The sequence below is a fragment of the Lysobacter sp. yr284 genome (assembly GCF_900107375.1).
In the GTDB taxonomy this organism is placed as follows: domain Bacteria; phylum Pseudomonadota; class Gammaproteobacteria; order Xanthomonadales; family Xanthomonadaceae; genus Lysobacter.
Genome location: NZ_FNPT01000003.1, coordinates 133067 through 150345, shown reverse-complemented (window position 1 = coordinate 150345; position 17279 = coordinate 133067). Strand labels below are relative to the sequence as shown.

14 protein-coding genes are annotated in these 17279 nt (G+C 71.9%); 3 read left to right on the top strand and 11 right to left on the bottom strand.

The genetic code is table 11. From position 1 onward, the window contains the following. Positions 1–29: 29 nt before the first annotated feature. The 6 genes from BLV01_RS07560 to BLV01_RS07535 all read right to left on the bottom strand — a co-directional run bounded on the left by BLV01_RS07560 (position 30) and on the right by BLV01_RS07535 (position 7077). Positions 30–332, bottom strand: coding sequence for a DUF3247 family protein (locus BLV01_RS07560; protein WP_091796181.1), 303 nt, complete (start codon positions 330–332; stop codon positions 30–32). Between the two features lie 101 nt (positions 333–433). Continuing rightward, positions 434–787, bottom strand: coding sequence for a BON domain-containing protein (locus tag BLV01_RS07555; protein ID WP_091796179.1), 354 nt, complete (start codon positions 785–787; stop codon positions 434–436). A 61-nt stretch (positions 788–848) separates the two neighbouring features. Next, positions 849–1031 carry a hypothetical protein gene (locus tag BLV01_RS07550; RefSeq protein WP_091796177.1) on the bottom strand — a complete coding sequence of 61 codons (183 nt, stop codon included), beginning with the start codon at positions 1029–1031 and terminating at the stop codon, positions 849–851. A 364-nt stretch (positions 1032–1395) separates the two neighbouring features. Further along, positions 1396–1893 (bottom strand): low affinity iron permease family protein, encoded by a 498-nt coding sequence (locus BLV01_RS07545; protein WP_091796175.1) that lies wholly within the window; start codon positions 1891–1893, stop codon positions 1396–1398. Further along, on the bottom strand, positions 1890–2258 hold the full coding sequence (locus BLV01_RS07540) for a hypothetical protein (RefSeq protein ID WP_139178547.1): 369 nt from the start codon (positions 2256–2258) through the stop codon (positions 1890–1892). The genes BLV01_RS07545 and BLV01_RS07540 overlap by 4 nt, the downstream gene beginning before the upstream one ends. Before the next feature lie 382 nt (positions 2259–2640). Next, positions 2641–7077, bottom strand: coding sequence for a DEAD/DEAH box helicase (locus tag BLV01_RS07535; protein ID WP_091796171.1), 4437 nt, complete (start codon positions 7075–7077; stop codon positions 2641–2643). 263 nt (positions 7078–7340) lie between these two features. Here BLV01_RS07535 and BLV01_RS07530 point away from each other — a divergent pair, with 263 nt between their 5' ends. Next, a complete protein-coding gene (locus tag BLV01_RS07530; RefSeq protein ID WP_091796169.1) occupies positions 7341–9815 on the top strand; it encodes a heavy metal translocating P-type ATPase in 2475 nt (824 codons plus the stop codon). Next, positions 9812–10324, top strand: a complete 513-nt coding sequence (gene cueR, locus BLV01_RS07525; protein ID WP_254782548.1) for a Cu(I)-responsive transcriptional regulator — start codon at positions 9812–9814, stop codon at positions 10322–10324. The genes BLV01_RS07530 and cueR overlap by 4 nt, the downstream gene beginning before the upstream one ends. A gap of 1034 nt (positions 10325–11358) precedes the next feature. Here cueR and BLV01_RS07520 read toward each other — a convergent pair. From BLV01_RS07520 to BLV01_RS07500, 5 genes are read right to left on the bottom strand one after another with little or no spacing between them, the layout of a single operon-like run. Then, entirely contained in the window at positions 11359–12114 is a 756-nt protein-coding gene (locus tag BLV01_RS07520; protein WP_091796165.1) for an SDR family oxidoreductase, read from the bottom strand. An 11-nt stretch (positions 12115–12125) separates the two neighbouring features. Further along, positions 12126–12848, bottom strand: coding sequence for a histidine phosphatase family protein (locus BLV01_RS07515; RefSeq protein ID WP_091796163.1), 723 nt, complete (start codon positions 12846–12848; stop codon positions 12126–12128). Further along, positions 12845–13921: a phosphotransferase family protein gene (locus tag BLV01_RS07510; RefSeq protein WP_091796161.1), complete on the bottom strand. Its 1077-nt coding sequence runs from the start codon at positions 13919–13921 to the stop codon at positions 12845–12847. Before BLV01_RS07510 ends, BLV01_RS07515 begins: the two co-directional genes overlap by 4 nt. Further along, positions 13918–14757 carry an SDR family oxidoreductase gene (locus tag BLV01_RS07505; protein ID WP_091796159.1) on the bottom strand — a complete coding sequence of 280 codons (840 nt, stop codon included), beginning with the start codon at positions 14755–14757 and terminating at the stop codon, positions 13918–13920. Before BLV01_RS07505 ends, BLV01_RS07510 begins: the two co-directional genes overlap by 4 nt. Then, positions 14754–16001 carry an acyl-CoA dehydrogenase family protein gene (locus BLV01_RS07500; RefSeq protein ID WP_091796157.1) on the bottom strand — a complete coding sequence of 416 codons (1248 nt, stop codon included), beginning with the start codon at positions 15999–16001 and terminating at the stop codon, positions 14754–14756. Before BLV01_RS07500 ends, BLV01_RS07505 begins: the two co-directional genes overlap by 4 nt. 93 nt (positions 16002–16094) lie before the next feature. Between BLV01_RS07500 and BLV01_RS07495 the strand changes: the two genes are divergently transcribed. Next, a complete protein-coding gene (locus BLV01_RS07495; protein WP_091796155.1) occupies positions 16095–17021 on the top strand; it encodes a LysR family transcriptional regulator in 927 nt (308 codons plus the stop codon). Positions 17022–17279: the final 258 nt, after the last annotated feature.

The following is a 17279-nucleotide window of genomic DNA, read 5'->3' as shown; positions in this document are numbered from 1 at the left end:
GCCGCCCGTCGCACCGCCGCCCCCGGCCGTCAATCGGTGAAGCGGCGATGCGACGAATGGAGCGGACGCACCTGGGCGAGTTCGTCGACCCACAGGTAGTCGCTGCGGCCGGTGCGCGGGTCGTCGATGCGCAGCACCGCATTGATGCCCTCGCGGCCGTCGCGGTCGAGAAAGGTCTGCAGGCTCGGGCGCGTGGTCACGACCGCCGCGCGCCAACTGCCGTCGATCAATTGCAGGTCCACCAATCCTTCGTCGGGCAGTTGCTCGACCAACGCGGTGAGGCGGCGCAGGTCGGCAGGATCGCGGTAGACGCGGTCGGCGAGTCTGGTCATGAGCTTCGCTCCGCCGCGCGGCCGGCCGGCGCGTCCGCGGCGCGGGGCGCGAGGCGCGTTTTACGCGCCGCACCCCGCACCGCCCCGGCGGCCGCGAGGGATCAGCGGGCCTTCGACGCCATCAGGCCGCTGGTATCGACCTTCTTGACCCCGTCGATGTTGCGCGCGATGGACGCGGCCTTGTCGGCCTGGGTCTTGTTCACGCTGCCCGACAGCTTGACCACGCCGTTGACGGTCTCGACCTTGATGTCGGTGCCCGGCACGCCGCCGGTGGCCATCAGTTCGGTCTTGACCTTGGTGGTGATCCAGGTATCGCTGACCGGCTGCTGCGAGTCGCCGCTGGCGGTCGCGGCCGGGTCCTGCATGGTATCGGCGCGGGTGCCGGCGGTCTGCGCGCCGGCGGCGGCGGAAAGCGCCAGGCCGAGCGCGGCGGCGGCGATAAGGACGGTCTTCATATGCGGTTCCTCCGAAAAAGCAGCGCGGGCGCTGCGGGTAAGCGGCGATGCGGCGACGGCCTCAATGCGAATCCTTGCGACCGGCGCCGGACTTCTTGCCGCCGTGGTCCTGCTTGTTGACGGTGCGCCAGGCGCGCTCCTCGGCTTCCTTCTTCGACACGCCTTCCTTGCGATAGCCCTCCTCGATGTGTTCGGCCTGGCGTTTTTGCTTGTCGGTGTAGGACGACTTGTCGCCGCGGGGCATGTTCGGTCTCCGATCAGGGGCCGGTTCGCCCGGCTCGGCGGAAGGCGCGGTTCGCGTTCGCTCGGCCGGCGAGCAGCGCCCGCCGAAAAGAACTGCGCCGTGTGTTGTCGGACTCCACGCTAGCGGCGAGGGAGTTAAGCGCGGACCTGCGCAACGTTAAGGCGAGGTGGCGGGTTCATGCGCGCGGCGTCATGGCGGCCGGATCGGGCGCGAGCGCATGAACGCGCGATGAGGAAACAATGTGGGAGGTCCCTCGGGTCCGGCTGCGTTGCGCCCGATCGTCGCGATCGCCGCACAACAGCGTCGGGCCAGAAAGCCCTCCCACGGGGAACGCGCAGGCAGCGCGCGCGGGTGGTTGGTTGTCTCAGCCGCCGCGTTCGTCTTCGCGTTCTACGCGCAGCTCGCGCAACGCGCGCTTTTCCTGCGCACGGGGCCGCTCGCGCGCGTCGCGCCGCGGACCGGCGTCGCCGTCCGCCCCGCGCCGGCCGGCCTCCTCGCGCGCCTTGCAGGCGAGGTCTTCGTAGCGCTTGCGGAAGCGCTCCAGCGCGTCCTCGTCGAGTTCCTCCAGGTCCAGCAGCGCGTTCTCGGCCTCGCGGGTGGCGCGGATGAGTTCGTCGAGCTTGATCTGCACCGCCGCCGCGTCGCGGTTCTGCGAGTTCTGGATCAGGAACACCATCAGGAAGGTGACGATGGTCGTGCCGGTGTTGATCACCAGCTGCCAGGTATCGGAAAAACCGAACAACGGCCCGGACACCACCCAGGCCACCACCACCGCCACCGCCAGGCCGAAGCACAGCGGATGGCCGGCGAAGCGCGACGCCGCCTTGGCGCCGCGCTCGAAGCCGCGGTGCAGCGCGCTCATCGCCCGGCGCGTTCGCGCTGGATGCGTTCGCAGGCGGCCACGGCCACCGCGCGCGCATCGTTCCAGTCCAGGCGCGAGGCGCCGTGCACGCGGCGATAGCGGTCGCGCAGTTGTTCTTCGAGTTCGGGCCCGCCCTCGACCTGGCCGCGCACGTACGCGTCCAGGCCGAGCTTCACCGCCGGCTCGTAGTCGCTGAAGCGCAGCCCCGGGCGGCCGAACAGTACGCGGTAGTTGGCGCGCCAGTAGCTCAGTTCCGAGTCCAGGTCGACCGCATCGGGCGACATCGGCGAAGGCGCGGATTCGATCGCCTGGGCGGCGATGGCGGAACGGCGGTGGCTGGCGATTTGCAAGGATTCAAGACGCATTGCGGGTCCTCGAAGAATGCGGCGCGCGTACCGGACCGTCGCGCCGATGCAGGAGGCGAATGCTGCGAACGTTGGAGCGGACGCGTCGTCGGTCTCGCGTGCGCATTCGCGCTTTCGCTTCGATCACGGCCCCCTGCAGCCACCATGCCACTACGCCGCGCGAAGGCGACGTAGATGGACTGGGTGCGCATTTTTTCCACGTTCAGATTCGCGCCAACGGATATGGCGCAGCCGACAATGCGACTGCGCCGAATCGCCGCGATGCATGGAGATTGCGCTCATCGGCGCGCGCATCGCCGGCGTCGCTTTGCAGGTTTTGTCGCGGCGGCGGAACTGCGTCGCGGTTCCGCGCTGAATCGCTCAGGCTGCGCCGCCGGTCGTTTCAGCGCGCGCCCAAGCCCAGAGTGCGCATGACCTCGTCGATGCGCGTGTCGGCCGCCGCCGCAGCGCCGCCGGGACGGCGCTGCAGCAGCCGCTGCACCTCGCGCTGCGCGTCCGCCGGCAGTTCCTCGATCCATTCCACCTGCCCGGCCAGCAGGCTCGCCACCGCGACGCCGTCGCGGAAGGCGATGCGCGCGCCGGGGATGCGCGGCACCTTGGTCCCGGCGAGCACGCCGCCGGTGAGGTTGAGCGGATCGGCCGCCGACACGCAGACGATGTCGCCGTCGCGCTCGCGTTGGCGCACCAGGCGCAGCGCGGCCACCGCATCGGGCAGCGCGTACTGTTCGCCGGTCATGCCGCTGACGAAACGGCCACCGCGGATCTCGCCGCGCGCCTCCAGCCGCCGGTACACCCGCAGCAGGTCGCGCCACGGCGGCAGCCACGCCGCCTCGCGCTGGATCAACCGCCAGAACACCACGCCGTAGCGTTCGAGCAGGCGCCAGGCGATGTGCTCGACCGATTCGGCGGCCGCGGCGGCGGCCTGCGCGGGGTCGGCCGGCGGCGCCTCGTCCGGCCGCGTCAGCGACCAGCGCCCGGCGTCCTGCAGTTCGGTCAGCAACGCGCGGCGGCGGCGCTGGCCGTGGCTGCTGGCGCGCTTGGACGGCGGCACCAGCAGCGCGCGCAGGCCGGCGTAGCTGTCGCAGGTGATGCGCCCGCGCACCACCAGCTCGCCCAGCGCTTCTTCCAGCTCGGTGCGCAGCAGGTGCGCGGAGCGTTCGAGTTCGTCGAAGAACGACGCGCCGCGCGCGGCCAGCGCGTCGAGCACGCGCTGCGCGCGCGAGGACACCGGCGCCGGGTCGGCGTTGCGGCCGGCGGCCCATTGCCAATCCGCCAGCGCGCGCCGCGGCAGCAGCACGATCGGGGTCTGGCGCACGCTCGGCACGCCATGCGGCGGCGCGGGCTCGGCGCCGGCCTCGACGCTGGCGTTGCTGGGGCGCAGCCGCGCCCAGGTGACCCGGCCGGCGCCGCACAGTTCGTCGAGCCAGCCCGATTCGTAGTCGCCGATGCGCGCCGGCAGCAGTTCGCTCTCCCACACCGAGGCCGGCGCCTCGAAGCCTTCCAACTGCCCCAGCACCGCCTGCAGCGCCTGCGGCCCGCTCATGCGCGCGCGTGGCGACAGCTTCTGCCAGTCGAACAGGAAGCGCGCGTAGTCGCGCGGCGCCACCGGCTCGATCTCGCGGCGCAGGCGGCCGACCGTGTAGCGATGGATGCGCGCGAGCAGATGCCGCTCGCACCATTGCTCGTCGCCGCCGAGCAGGCTCTCGGGCTCGAAGCGGCCGCGCATGACGTAGCCCTCCGACTCCAGCCGCAGCAGCGCCAGCTCGGCCTCGAACGGCTCGCGCCGCGCATCGCCCGCCAGGCGCGCGGCCGTGGTCGGGCCCAGCCCGGTCAGGCGCGCGCGCAGCAGTTCCACCAGCGCGGTTTCGGGGTTCCATTCGACCCGCGCGTATTCCTGCGGCACGCGCACCGCCGGCGCCGCCGCGGCGTGCGCGAACAGCGCCATGGCCTGCGGCAGGTTCTCGGTGGCGATCCACCAGGCCGGCGCGGCGTCGTCGGCGCGCAGGCGCAGCGCGGTCGCGCGGCCGTTCGCCGCGAGTTCGCCCAGCCAGCCGTTCCAGCCGTACGCGTCGGCTTCCTCGGCGGTGGCGAAGCCCAGGCCCATCAGCGCCTCGTGCATCTCGTCGGCATCGCGCACATCCGGCCAGGCTTCCTCGCGCACCGCCTGGATCGCCTGCGGATCGAGCCGGCCGAGATCGTCGGCGCTGTCGGCGTCGCCGTAGCGGCGCGCCATCACCGCCTGGGTGCGGCGCTCTTCGATCGGCGCGTCGTCGAGGAAGGCGTACGGCTTGGCGTTGAGCGCTTCGGCGGCGATCGGCGACGGGCCGGTGACGTCGCGGCCGACCACGCGGATCTCGCCGGCCTCCAGCCGCCGCAGCATGCGCAGCCAGCCTTCGCTGTCCATCGCCTCGTACAGGCAATCGTGCAGGGTCTGCTCGACCAGCGGATGCTCCGGCACTTCGCGCTCGCCGGCCAGGTTCTCGGCGCAGGCGACCTGGTCGGGGAACACGGTCGCCAGCAGGTCCTCGCTCTTCATCCGCTGCAGTTGCGGCGCGACCTTCTTGCCGCCGGCGAAGCGCGGCAGCGCCAGCGCGGTGGTCGCGACCCAGCGCCAGCGCGCGCCGAACAGCGGCGCGTCGAGCAGGGCCTGGACCAGCACGTCCAGCGCCGAGGCCGAGTGCAGGTAGCGCGCCACGTCCTCGAGCGGGAAGCTGTGGCTGGTGGACAGCGACAGCACGATCGCGTCCTCGGTCGCCGCGGCCTGCAGTTCGAAGTTGAACTTGCGGCAGAAACGCTTGCGCAGGGCCAGGCCCCAGGCCTTGTTGATGCGGCTGCCGTAGGGCGAATGGATGACCAGTTGGGTGCCGCCGGATTCGTCGAAGAAGCGCTCGAACACCAGCACGTCCTGGGTCGGCACCAGGCCCAGCGCCTGGCGGGTGCGGCCGAGGTAGTCGGCCAACTGCAAGGCGCTGGCCGGATCGAGCGCGAACTCGTCGGCGAGCAGCCGCGCCGCGCCGGCGCTGTCGCCGGCGCGCTCGAACGCCGCGCCCGTGGCCGCGCGCAGGCGCGACACGCTGAGCGAGAGTTCGTCGCTGCGGCCCGGCGCCTCGCCGAGCCAGAACGGGATGTTCGGCGGCTGGCCCTGCGCGTCCTCCACCCGCACCCGGCCCGGCTCGACCCGCAGGATGCGGTAGCTGGCGTTGCCGAGCTGGAACACGTCGCCGCCCAGGCTCTCGACCGCGAAATCCTCGTTGACGCTGCCGATGACCGTCGCCTCCGGCTCCAGCACCACCGCGTAGTCGCCGGTGTCGGGGATGGTGCCGCCGGACATCACCGCGGTCATGCGCGCGCCGCGCCGTGCGCGCAGGCGCCGGTGCACGGCGTCGCGGTGCAGGTAGGCCGCGCGCGGCCCGCGCCGGGTGGCGAAGCCGTCGGCGAGCATGCGCACCAGCGCGTCGAACTGCGCGCGCTGCAACTGCGCGTACGGCCAGGCGCGGCGCATGCAGGCGAACAGTTCGTCCTCGCCGCAGTCGCGCATCGCCGCCTCGGCGACGATCTGCTGGGCCAGCACGTCCAGCGGCGCCGGCGGGATGCGCAGCGCGTCGAGTTCGCCGCGGCGCACGCTGTCGAGCAGCGCCGCGCATTCGACCAGGTCGTCGCGCGAGGACGGGAACAGGCGGCCCTTGGGCACGCCGCCGACATGATGGCCGGCGCGGCCCACGCGCTGCAGGAACGCGGCGATCGCGCGCGGCGAACCGAGCTGGCAGACCAGGTCGACATCGCCGATGTCGATGCCCAGTTCCAGCGACGCGGTCGCCACCAGCACCCGCAACTGGCCGCGCTTGAGCCGTTGCTCAGCGTCCAGGCGCAGTTCGCGCGACAGGCTGCCGTGGTGCGCGGCCACGACGTCCTTGCCGAGCCGGTCGGCCAGGTGCTTGGCCGCGCGCTCGGCCATCCGCCGGGTGTTGACGAACACCAGCGTGGTGCGGTGTTCGCCGACCAGCGCCGCCAGGCGCTCATAGACCTCGTCCCATTGGTCGTGCGACATCACCGCGGTCAGGGTCGAGCCGGGCAGCTCCAGGGCGAGGTCGCGGCGCTTGTCGTAGCCGATGTCGACGATGGCGCAATCGGGCGTGCCGTCGGCGGCGACCGCCTCGCTGCCGACCAGGAAGCGCGCGACCTCGTCGATCGGCTTCTGCGTCGCCGACAGGCCGATCCGCACCGGCGGCGCCGGGCACAGTTCGCGCAGGCGCTCCAGGCTCAGGCTCAGGTGGCTGCCGCGCTTGTCGTCGGCGACCGCGTGGATTTCGTCGACGATCACCGAGCGCACGTTCGCCAGCATCGCCCGCCCCGATTCGGAGCCGAGCAGCACGTACAGCGATTCGGGCGTGGTCACCAGGATGTGCGGCGGGCGCTTGCGCATCGCGGTGCGCTCGCCGGCCGGGGTGTCGCCGGTGCGCACCGCGGCGCGGATGCCCGGGTCGGGCAGGCCCATGCGCCGCAGCTGTTCGGCGATGCCCGCCAGCGGCGCTTCCAGGTTGAGGTGGATGTCGTTGGACAGCGCCTTCAGCGCCGAGACGTAGACCACCTGGGTCTCGTCGCCCAGGCCCCGTTCCAGGCCTTCGCGCACCAGCGCGTCGATCGCGGCCAGGAACGCGGTCAGGGTCTTGCCCGAGCCGGTCGGCGCGGCGACCAGGGTGTTGCGGCCGGCGCGGATGTTCGGCCAGGCCAGCTCCTGCGCCCGGGTCGGCGCCGCGAAGGCGGCGCGGAACCACGCGGCGATGGCGGGATGGAAGGCGTCGAGTGCGTCTGGGGCCATGGCGAGCGGCCTGCCGGAAGGCGATGCGGGGATCGTGTGGATATGGGGGCGATTGTGGCACCGGCCAGCCTGGGGCCGGGCGGTCTCAGCCGGTGCGACTGAACCCTTCAGCGCGGCTTCGCCCGGATCGGCCGTCCCGGAGCGGCGCGCGCCTGCAGACCGGCCCCGCGACAGCCGCCCGGCTCACGCCGCACGATCAACCTTGACCTTACCATCATGGCAAGCCCCAGCCTGTGCGGCGTCTAGCCAACCAGGACTTGTCCATGAACGCGACCGCTGTTCCCTCCCCCGCCCTGCAACGCCTGCGCCTCGACGTCGAAGGCATGACCTGCGGCTCCTGCGTGGGCCGGATCGAGAAGGCCTTGCGCGCCCTGCCCGGGGTCGCCGAGGCCACCGTCAACCTCGCCACCGAAAGCGCCGAGGTCGCCTACGAGGCGCCGCTCGCGCCGGCCGCGATCGTCGCCGCGGTCGCCGCGGCCGGCTACACCGTGCCGACCCGCGAGACCACCCTGGAAGTGAGCGGCATGACCTGCGGCTCCTGCGTGGGCCGGATCGAGAAGGCGCTGCGCGCGGTGCCCGGGGTGATCGCGGCCACGGTCAACCTGGCGACCGAACGCGCCCGGATCGAAGCGCTCGGCTCGGTCGAGCCGGCGGCGCTGATCGAGGCGGTCGCCCGCGCCGGCTACCAGGCGCAGTTGCCGGGCGGCGACGGCCCGGGCGACGGCGGCGGCGGCTCGGCCGCGCAGCAGGACGCCGCCGCCGACCCCGCCCACGCCGGCCACATCGACGCGCGCGAAGCCCAGGCCCAGGCCGCGCTGGCGCGCCAGACCCGGCACCTGCTGATCGCCGCGGCGCTGACCCTGCCGCTGGTCGCGCCGATGATCGGCCTGCTGTTCGGCAAGCACTGGATGCTGCCCGGCTGGGTCCAGTTCGCCCTGGCCACGCCGGTGCAGTTCTGGCTCGGCGCGCGCTTCTACCGCGCCGGCTGGGCGGCGCTGCGCGCCGGCAGCGGCAACATGGACCTGCTGGTCGCGCTGGGCACCAGCGCCGGCTACGGGTTGAGCCTGTACCACCTGCTGCGCGGCGAGACGATGGCGCTGTACTTCGAGACTTCGGCCGCGATCGTCACCCTGATCCTGCTCGGCAAGTGGCTGGAAGCGCGGGCCAAGCGCCAGACCACCGCGGCGATCCGCGCGCTGCAGGCGCTGCGGCCGGCGCGGGCGCGGGTGCTCAAGGACGGGGTCGAGCGCGAGATCGCCATCGCCCAGCTGCAGGTCGGCGACCGGGTCGTGGTCCTGCCCGGCGAACGCATCCCCGCCGACGGCCGCATCCGCGAGGGCCGCACCCACGCCGACGAATCGCTGATCACCGGCGAATCGCTGCCGGTGGCGCGCGGCGAAGGCGACACCGTCACCGGCGGCGCGGTCAACGGCGAAGGCCGGATCGTGGTCGAGACCCTGGCGGTCGGCGCGGAGAGCGCGCTGGCGCGGATCATCCGCCTGGTCGAGGACGCGCAGGCCAAGAAGGCGCCGATCCAGCGCCTGGTCGACCAGGTCAGCGCGGTGTTCGTGCCGGTGGTGATCGGCCTGGCGCTGCTGACCCTGATCGGCTGGGGCCTGTACAGCGGCGACTGGAGCCAGGCGTTGCTGCACGCGGTGGCGGTGCTGGTGATCGCCTGCCCGTGCGCGCTGGGCCTGGCCACGCCGACCGCGATCATGGCCGGCACCGGCGTGGCCGCGCGCTACGGCATCCTGATCAAGGACGCCGAAGCGCTGGAGAACGCGCACCGCATCGGCATCGTCGCCTTCGACAAGACCGGCACCCTGACCGAGGGCAAGCCGGTGCTGGCGCAATGGATCGCCGCCGACGGCGACCGCGCCGGCCTGCTGGCGCGCGCCGCCGCGCTGCAATCGGGCAGCGAGCATCCGCTGGCCAAGGCGGTGCTGGTCGCCGCCGCGGCCGAACGCGCCGCGCCGCTCGGCGCCGCCCAGTTGCGCGCCGTGCCGGGCCGCGGCGTGCGCGGCAACGTCGCCGGCGAAGCGCTGGCGCTGGGCAGCACGCGCATGCTCGACGAAGCCGGCGCCGACCTGGGCGCGCTGCGCGAACAGGCGCAGGCGCTGGGCGACAGCGGCCACAGCGTGTCGTGGCTGGCGCGCGAGCGCCTGGGCGCCGCGCCGCAGCTGCTGGGCCTGCTCGCCTTCCGCGACGCGCCGCGCCCCGGCGCGCGCGCGGCGATCGCGCGCCTGCACGCGCTGGGCCTGCGCACGGCGATGATCTCCGGCGACCACGCCGGCGCCGCCAACGCGATCGCGCAGCAGCTCGGCATCGACGACGTGCGCGCCGACGTGCTGCCCGAGCAGAAGGCCGCGGCGGTGACCGACCTGGCCCGCGGCGGCGCCGTGGCGATGGTCGGCGACGGCGTCAACGACGCGCCCGCGCTGGCCGCGGCCGACGTCGGCATCGCCATGGGCAGCGGCACCGACGTGGCGATGCAGGCCGCCGGCATCACCCTGATGCGCACCGAGCCGACCCTGGTCGCCGACGCCATCGCCATTTCCCGCCGCACCACCCGCAAGATCCGCCAGAACCTGTTCTGGGCCTTCGGCTACAACGTCGTGGGCATCCCGCTGGCCGCGTTCGGCCTGCTCGACCCGGTGTTCGCCGCCGCGGCGATGGCGTTCTCCAGCGTCAGCGTATTGGGCAATACTCTGCTGCTGCGCCGCTGGAAGCCGGCATGAACGCCAGCGCCCGTTCGTTGAGGAGCCACCTGCCGATGAACCGCCACGCATCCGCGCCCGAACTGGCCCAGGCCAAGGCCGAGGGCCTGCACAACATCGGCGAGGCCGCCCAGCTCAGCGGGGTCAGCGCGAAGATGATCCGCCACTACGAGAGCATCCGCCTGATCCCCGAGGCCGGGCGCAGCATCGCCGGCTACCGCCTCTACAGCGACGCCGACCTGCACCGGCTGCGCTTCATCAAGCGCTCGCGCTCGCTGGGGTTTTCGATCAAGCAGATCGAGACCTTGCTTGGGCTGTGGGACAACCGCTCGCGCGAGAGCGCCGAGGTCAAGCGCCTGGCCCTGGACCACGCCCACGAACTGGCGGAGAAGATCCGCGAGATGCAGACGATGCAGCGCACGCTGGAAGACCTGGCGCAACGCTGCCACGGCGACGACCGCCCGGACTGCCCGATCCTGCAGGACCTGGCGGCGGAGTGTTGCGACGGCGACCGGGCCGGGCACGTCTAATCGGAGCGGCGCGGAACACTCTGTCTTCTCAGGGGACCTCCCGCCCGTCATTGCGGCGAAGGCCGGAATTCATTTGCTGTTGCTGTTGCTATTGCCGTTGCCGTTGCCGTTGCCGTTGCCGTTGCCGTTGCTCCCAGCTTGGACGCAACCTCGCCCGAGGCCCATGTTCCGCAGCCCCGAAGGGCGCGCGCATGGATGCGCGCGTGCGCCATGGGACAGGATGTCCCTTATGGCGCAGCCCCGCGCCCGGTGCTGGACTTTGTGGCTGGTGACTTTAGACCAGCGTTTTTCTTTGGTTACTTTCTTTTGGCGCGCTGCCAAAAGAAAGTAACTCGGCCGCTTGCGGACGAAAGCCCTTGATCTTTGCCGGTCGTCGCGCGACACAGCGATAACGGCGAAAGCAACCGCAAGATCAACCGGAATGACGGCAATGGAGTCGCGTATCCAACTGTAGGAGCGGCGCGAGCCGCGACCGCGACAACGCAACTACGACGAAACCTTCGCAACCGCTGTGGTGGCGCGGTCGCGGCTTGCGCCGCTCCTACAGGGGGCGTGCCGCGGAAGGGTCAACCTTTGTCGTGGTGGCGAGTGAAGACAAGCCGCCATCCAAAGCTTCCGTCCGCAAGCGGCCGGGTCACTTTCTTTGTCCAAAGCCACAAAGAAAGTAACCAAAGAAAAGGCATTGCTGTTTCGAATCAAGAGCCACTATGGCTCACAGCGGCGCGGGGCCGCGCCATAAGGGGCATCCTGCCCCATGGCGCGCGTGCGCATCCATGCGCACGCCCTGCGGGGCTGCGGAACATGTGCTTCGCGTGGGGTTGCGTCCGGGCGAACAGCAACGGCCAGAGCAACTACAACGGCAAAATGGATTCCGGCGTTCGCCGGAACAACGATAAGTGGGCGGCCCTAGCCCCTGTAGGAGCGGCGCAAGCCGCGACCGCGAATCAACGGCTACGACGCACCTTGCGCCGCAATGGATTGTCGCAGTCGCGACTCGAACCGCACCTACAAAAAGCAAGCGAACCGACACCCGTTCAGTTGAGCCGCGCCACCCACGACAACGGCGCGCGCTTCATCCACCACCCCAGCGGCGCCCACGGCCACCACGGCACATAGGCCTTGTTCTTTTCCTTCTCGATCGCTTGCGCCAGCAAGCGGCAACCGGTGGCCTCGTCGATGATGAAGGGCGTGTGCGCCGCTGGCGCGCCGTCGTTCATCTCGGTGCGGATGTAGCCGGGAAACACCGTGCTGACCCGGATCGCGGGCTTGCGCAGCATGTCGGTGCGGATGCCTTCGGCCAATGCGGCCACGCCGGCCTTGCTCGCGGCGTAAGCGGTCAGGCCGCCGCGCAGGCCGCGCATCGCGCTCATCGAGGAAATCAGCACCAGGTGGCCCTGCCCGGCCGCGCGGAAGGTCTCCATCGCCGCTTCGCATTGGGCCAGCGCGGCAAGGAAGTTGGTCTCGACGATGGCGCGGTTCAGCGCGAACTGGCCCTTGCCGACCGGCGCGCCTTGGCCGATGCCGGCGTTGACCACCACCCGGTCGAGGCCGCCGAGTTCGTCGCGCAGTTCCGCGAACACGCGGAACACCGCGTCGTGGTCGGTCACATCCAGGCTGCGCACGGCCACGCGGATGCCCGGATGCTCGGCTTCGAGCTCGGCCTTGAGCGCGTCCAGCCGGTCCAGCCGGCGCGCGCACAGCGCAAGGTCGCGGCCCATGCGGGCGAATTCGCGGGCCATGCCGCGGCCCAGGCCGGAGCTGGCGCCGGTGATGAGAATGCGCTTGCGCATGACGGTCGGCCTCAGCGGTAAGTGATCAGGCCCGCGCGCGGGTACAGGTGCGCGTGGCCGTTGAAGGTGGACAGGCGCAGGCCGCCGCGGGCGGCGTGCACCTGGGTGTGGCTGGCGTTGACCAGGGTCCAGCTCAACCGCAACGCCTGCGCGTCGGGCGCGTCGAGCAACGACTGGGCGATCGCCGCGATCGGGCCGCCGGAGGTGAACACCCAGACGTTGCGCGCGTCGCCGGCCTGCGCCGCGACGGCCTGCAGCGCGGCGCTGCAGCGCGCGCGGAACGCCGGCCACGGCTCGTCGTAGTCGGCGTCGAATTCGCCGCCGGCCCAGCGCTGCATCGCCGCGGCGAACAGGGTCTGGAACGCGCGGTGCGGGTCGGGCTGGGCGCGCAGGTCCGCGCTCAGGCGGGCGTGGTCGGCGTACTCGGGGCGGTGCCGGGCGAGGATCTGGACGTGGTCGAATTCGTTCCAGCGTTGGTCGCAGGCGGGGGCCCTCGCCCCAACCCCGCTCGCGCCCGTGGGAGACGCACTCAGCATCGCGGCGAGGCATTCCTCGGCGGTCTCGCGGTGTCGGCGCATGCCGCCGCAGATCGCCAGATCGCCCTCGCCCGCCAGCGGCGCCAGCGCGGCGCCGAGCAGACGCGACTGCTCGCGGCCCAGGTCGCTGAGCTGGTCGTAGTCGGCGGCGCCGAACGCGGCCTGGCCGTGGCGGATCAGGTGGATGGTCGTACTCATGCGCTGCGCCCTGCTTGCGCGATCGCCCGGCGGCAGCGCCAGTGCAGGTAGTTCACCGACAGCCAGAAGCGTTTGAACGCCGGGTTGCGGGTTTGGCCGTGGTGGTAGCGGTAATAGATCTGCTGGGCGATGGCCGAGAGCCGGAACAGGCCGTAGACCTCGTAGAACGCCCAGCTGCGCGGACGCCAGCCGGTGCGCTGGCTGTAGTAGTCCATGACCTCGCGCCGGCTCGGCATGCCGGCCAGGTGGGTCGGCTGGCGACGGGTGTCGCGGGCGATGAAGTCGTCGTCGGCCTGCACCCAGTAGGCCAGCAGGTTGCCCACGTCCATCAACGGATCGCCGAGCGTGGCCAGTTCCCAGTCGAGCACGCCGACGATGCGGGTCGGGTCGTCGCGGTCGAGCACGACGTTGTCGAAACGGAAGTCGTTGTGGGTCAGGCGGATGATTTCCTCCTGCGGCAGGCGCTCGCGCAGCCAGGCCATGATCTTGCCGCCGCGCGGGACGTTCCAGGTGCGCGCGTCGGCGTAGCGCTTGCTCCAGCCCTCGATCTGCCGCTGCGCGTAGCCCGCGCCCGGCGCCAGCCCGTCCAGGCCGGCGGCGCGGTAGTCGACCTGGTGCAGCGCGACCAGCGTATCGAGCACGTTGTGCGCGAGCGCGGCGACCCGCTCGCGCGGCAGTTCGAAACCGGGCGGCGGGTTCTTGCGCAGGATCAGCCCGTCCAGGCGCTGCATCACGTAGAACTCCGCGCCGATCACCGACTCGTCGGCGCAGTGCGCATACATCTTCGGCACGAACGCGAACACCGGTTCCAACGCCTGCTGGATGCGGTATTCGCGGCCCATGTCGTGCGCCGAGCGGGCCTTCTTGCCGGCCGGCGGACGGCGCAGGATCAGGTCGTCGTTGGCGTAGCGCAGGCGATAGGTCCAGTTGGACGCGCCGCCGGCGTACTGGGCGATTTCGGGCGCGCCCTGCAGATGCGGCAGGCGCGGCTTGAGCCAGGCGTCGACCGCGGCCGCGTCGAGTTCCTCGCCCGCGCGCACCGGCCGCGCATCGTCGCGCGCGGCCGCGGTCATGCCGAACGCGGCCCGTTGGCCGGCTGCGAACGCGAGCGCCCGCGCTGGCCGGCGCGGCGCATCGCCGCCTCGTACAGGCGGTACGGCAGCAACCGCTTGAGCAGCCAGAAGCGCTTGGCCGCGGGATGGGTGAGGATGCGGAACTCGCCGCGCGCCACGCCTTCGCGGATGCGCCGCGCGACCTGGTCCGCGTCGACCTTGGACTCCTCGACCAGCTTCTTCATCCAGCGCGCATAGCGCGGATCGCGGGTGCGCAGGCTTTCGCCGAGGTTGGTGCGGAAGAACGCCGGACACGCCACGCTGACCCGCACGCCGTCGGGCTCCAGTTCGGCCTTGAGCGTTTCCGACAGCGCCACCACCGCGGCCTTGGTCGCGTTGTAGGCGCCGGCGAACGGCGGATGCACCAGCCCGGCCATCGAGGCGATGTTGAGCAGGCCGCCGCCGCGTTGGCGCTTGAGCATCGGGATGAAGGCCTTGCAGCCGCGGACCACGCCGAGCAGGTTGATCTGCACCATCCACTCCCAGTCCGCCAGCGGCATCGCCTCGACCGGGCCCATGTCGGCGACGCCGGCGTTGTTGATCACCAGGTCGGCGCCGCCCCAGTTCGCCTGCATCCACTCGGCCGCGGCCTGCAGATCGTCTTCGCGGGTCACGTCGCAGTGCAGGTAATGCGCTTCGGGCTGCAGCGCGCGCAAGGCCGCCAGCGCCTCTTCGCCGCGCGCGGCGTTGACGTCGCCGACCAGCACCCGCGCGCCTTCGCGCGCATAGCCTTCGGCCAGCGCGCGGCCGAGCCCGGAGGCGCCGCCGGTGACGAACACGCGTAGCCCGGCGCTCATGCGGCGGCCTCGCGCTTGCGGCCGATGCCGTACTTGGCCAGTTCCACCCGCGCCACCATCGCCCGGTGCACCTCGTCGGGGCCGTCGGCGATGCGCAGCGCGCGCGCCAGCGCGAACAGGCCGGTCAGCGGCGTGTCGTGGCTGACGCCGGCGCCGCCGTGGACCTGGATCGCCTGGTCGACGATCTCCTGCAGCATGTTCGGCGCGACCACCTTGATCGCGGAGATTTCGCTCATCGCCTGTTTCACCCCGAAGCGTTCGATCTTCCAGGCAGCGTACAAGGTCAGCAGGCGGGCCTGGTCGATGGCCATGCGCGCCTGCGCCACCCGTTCCAGATTGCCGCCCAGGCGCAGGATCGGCTGGCCGAAGGCCTCGCGCCCGGCGCCGCGGCGGATGGTCAGCTCCAGCGCGCGCTCGGCCGCGCCGATCGCGCGCATGCAGTGGTGGATGCGGCCCGGCCCGAGCCGGCCCTGGGCGATGGCGAAGCCCTGCCCCGGGCCCTGGATCAGATGATCGCGCGGCAGCCGCACCTGCTCGAAACTCACCTCGCCGTGGCCGTAGGGCGGGTCGTATTCGCCGAAGGTCGGCAGCATGCGTTCGATCCGCACGCCCGGCGCGTCCAGCGGCACCAGCGCCATGCTGTGGCGCGCGTGCGGCGCGGCGTCGGGATCGGACAGGCCCATGAAGATCGCGACCCGCGCATCGGGATGGCCGATCCCGGTGGACCACCATTTGCGCCCGCGCACGACGATCTCGTCGCCCTCGATGCGGATCTGCGCGCGCATGTTGGTGGCGTCGGAGGACGCCACGTCCGGCTCGGTCATGCAGAACACCGAGCGGATCTCGCCGTCCAGCAGCGGCCGCAGCCAACGGCGCTTCTGCGCGTCGCTGCCGTAGTGGTATAGCACTTCCATGTTGCCGGTGTCGGGCGCGTTGCAGTTGAAGATCTCGGCGCAGAACTCGTAGCGCCCCATCGCTTCGGCCAGCGGCGCGTAGTCGAGCACCGACAGCCCGGCGCCGAGTTCGGGATCGGGCAGGAACAGGTTCCACAGGCCGGCCTCGCGCGCCATCGCCTTGAGTTCGCCGATGCGCGGATGCACGCGCCAGCGGCGCCAGTCGGCGCCGGCGTTGAGTTCGGCGTTCTCGCGCCGGTAGCGCTCGTCGAACGGGGCGACGTATTCGTCGAGGAAGGCTTGCAGGCGCTGCAGACAGTCCTGGCTGCGCGCGCTGGGGGCGAAGTCCATGGCGGAAGGTTCCCGGCGCCGGAACGCTCCGGCCTGCCTGCATCCTAGGCGCGCGCCCGGAATGAATGAAGTGATATTTGCTAACGTCATGGCATGAACCAGATTCATAGCCGCAGCGACCCGCTCGATCTCAACCTGCTCAAGGTGTTCGAGGCGATCCACCGCGAGCGCAACCTCAGCCTCGCCGCGCGCGCCCTGCACCTCACGCCCTCGGCGGTCAGCCATGCGCTGGCGCGGCTGCGCAGCCAGCTCGACGACCCGCTGTTCGTGCGCAACGGTCGCCGCATGCGCCCGACCGCCGCCTGCCAGCGCCTCGCCCCGCCGCTGCTGGAGACGCTGGCGCGGCTGCGCGAACTGCTGCGCCAGCGCGACCGCTTCGAGCCGGCCGCCAGCCGCCAGGCGTTCCGCATCGGCCTGCCCGAAGCCACCGAGACCGTGCTACTGCCGGCCCTGGTGCAGGCGCTGCGCACGCTGGCGCCGGCGGCGACCCTGGCCAGCGTGGCCTTGCCGCGGCGCGACCTGGGCCGCGAACTCGCCGCCGGCCAGGTCGACCTGGCCGTGGACGTGGCCCTGCCGATCCGCGAACCGGTGCGGCACCGGCCGCTGTTCCAGGACGGCTTCTGCGTACTGCTGCGCGCCGGCCACCCGCTGGCGCGGCGGCTGAGCCTGAAGCACTACCTGCAGGCGCAGCACGTGGCGGTGTCCACGCGCGCGAGCGGCCAGGTGATCGAAGACCTCGCCTTGCTCAACCTCGGCGTGCAGCGGCAGGTCGCGTTGCGCTGCCAGGGCTACCACGCCGCCTGCGCGGTGGTCGCGCAATCGGACCTGCTGTTGACCATGCCGGCGGGACTGGCGACGCGCACCGCCGCCTACGCGGACCTGGTGCGGATGAAACCGCCGTTCGCGCTGCCCGCAGCGCAGCTGCACCTGTACTGGCATGCCGACAGCGAATCCGACCCCGCCAACGCCTGGTTGCGCGGCGTGGTCGAGCGGGTGTGCGGGCAGGATGCGGTCGGGTGAGGCAGCGGGCGCGAGGTGCTCACGGATGTGCGGGACGGGCCTGCAGTTGGCAGAGCAACGTGGCGCGTAGTGGCTTCGGGAGGCGACGGCGGGGCTGCGTCGCTGCGGTTGGTCGCGGCTTGCGCCGCTCCTACAGGGGCTTCGGACCGTGCAACCGCGCCTCACCCTTCGTCGCTGCGGCGAAGCCGGAATCGACCTCGATCGACCGCACGCGAGAGCAGCGTCTGCCGCGGCACGCCCCGGTAGGAGCGGCGCGAG

What these genes read in the sequence shown, in the direction of transcription:
- BLV01_RS07560 (WP_091796181.1), bottom strand. Translation starts at nt 332, where the DNA reads ATGACCAGACTCGCCGACCGCGTCTACCGCGATCCTGCCGACCTGCGC.
- BLV01_RS07555 (WP_091796179.1), bottom strand. Translation starts at nt 787, where the DNA reads ATGAAGACCGTCCTTATCGCCGCCGCCGCGCTCGGCCTGGCGCTTTCC.
- BLV01_RS07550 (WP_091796177.1), bottom strand. Translation starts at nt 1,031, where the DNA reads ATGCCCCGCGGCGACAAGTCGTCCTACACCGACAAGCAAAAACGCCAG.
- BLV01_RS07545 (WP_091796175.1), bottom strand. Translation starts at nt 1,893, where the DNA reads ATGAGCGCGCTGCACCGCGGCTTCGAGCGCGGCGCCAAGGCGGCGTCG.
- BLV01_RS07540 (WP_139178547.1), bottom strand. Translation starts at nt 2,258, where the DNA reads ATGCGTCTTGAATCCTTGCAAATCGCCAGCCACCGCCGTTCCGCCATC.
- BLV01_RS07535 (WP_091796171.1), bottom strand. Translation starts at nt 7,077, where the DNA reads ATGGCCCCAGACGCACTCGACGCCTTCCATCCCGCCATCGCCGCGTGG.
- BLV01_RS07530 (WP_091796169.1), top strand. Translation starts at nt 7,341, where the DNA reads ATGAACGCGACCGCTGTTCCCTCCCCCGCCCTGCAACGCCTGCGCCTC.
- cueR (WP_254782548.1), top strand. Translation starts at nt 9,812, where the DNA reads ATGAACGCCAGCGCCCGTTCGTTGAGGAGCCACCTGCCGATGAACCGC.
- BLV01_RS07520 (WP_091796165.1), bottom strand. Translation starts at nt 12,114, where the DNA reads ATGCGCAAGCGCATTCTCATCACCGGCGCCAGCTCCGGCCTGGGCCGC.
- BLV01_RS07515 (WP_091796163.1), bottom strand. Translation starts at nt 12,848, where the DNA reads ATGAGTACGACCATCCACCTGATCCGCCACGGCCAGGCCGCGTTCGGC.
- BLV01_RS07510 (WP_091796161.1), bottom strand. Translation starts at nt 13,921, where the DNA reads ATGACCGCGGCCGCGCGCGACGATGCGCGGCCGGTGCGCGCGGGCGAG.
- BLV01_RS07505 (WP_091796159.1), bottom strand. Translation starts at nt 14,757, where the DNA reads ATGAGCGCCGGGCTACGCGTGTTCGTCACCGGCGGCGCCTCCGGGCTC.
- BLV01_RS07500 (WP_091796157.1), bottom strand. Translation starts at nt 16,001, where the DNA reads ATGGACTTCGCCCCCAGCGCGCGCAGCCAGGACTGTCTGCAGCGCCTG.
- BLV01_RS07495 (WP_091796155.1), top strand. Translation starts at nt 16,095, where the DNA reads ATGAACCAGATTCATAGCCGCAGCGACCCGCTCGATCTCAACCTGCTC.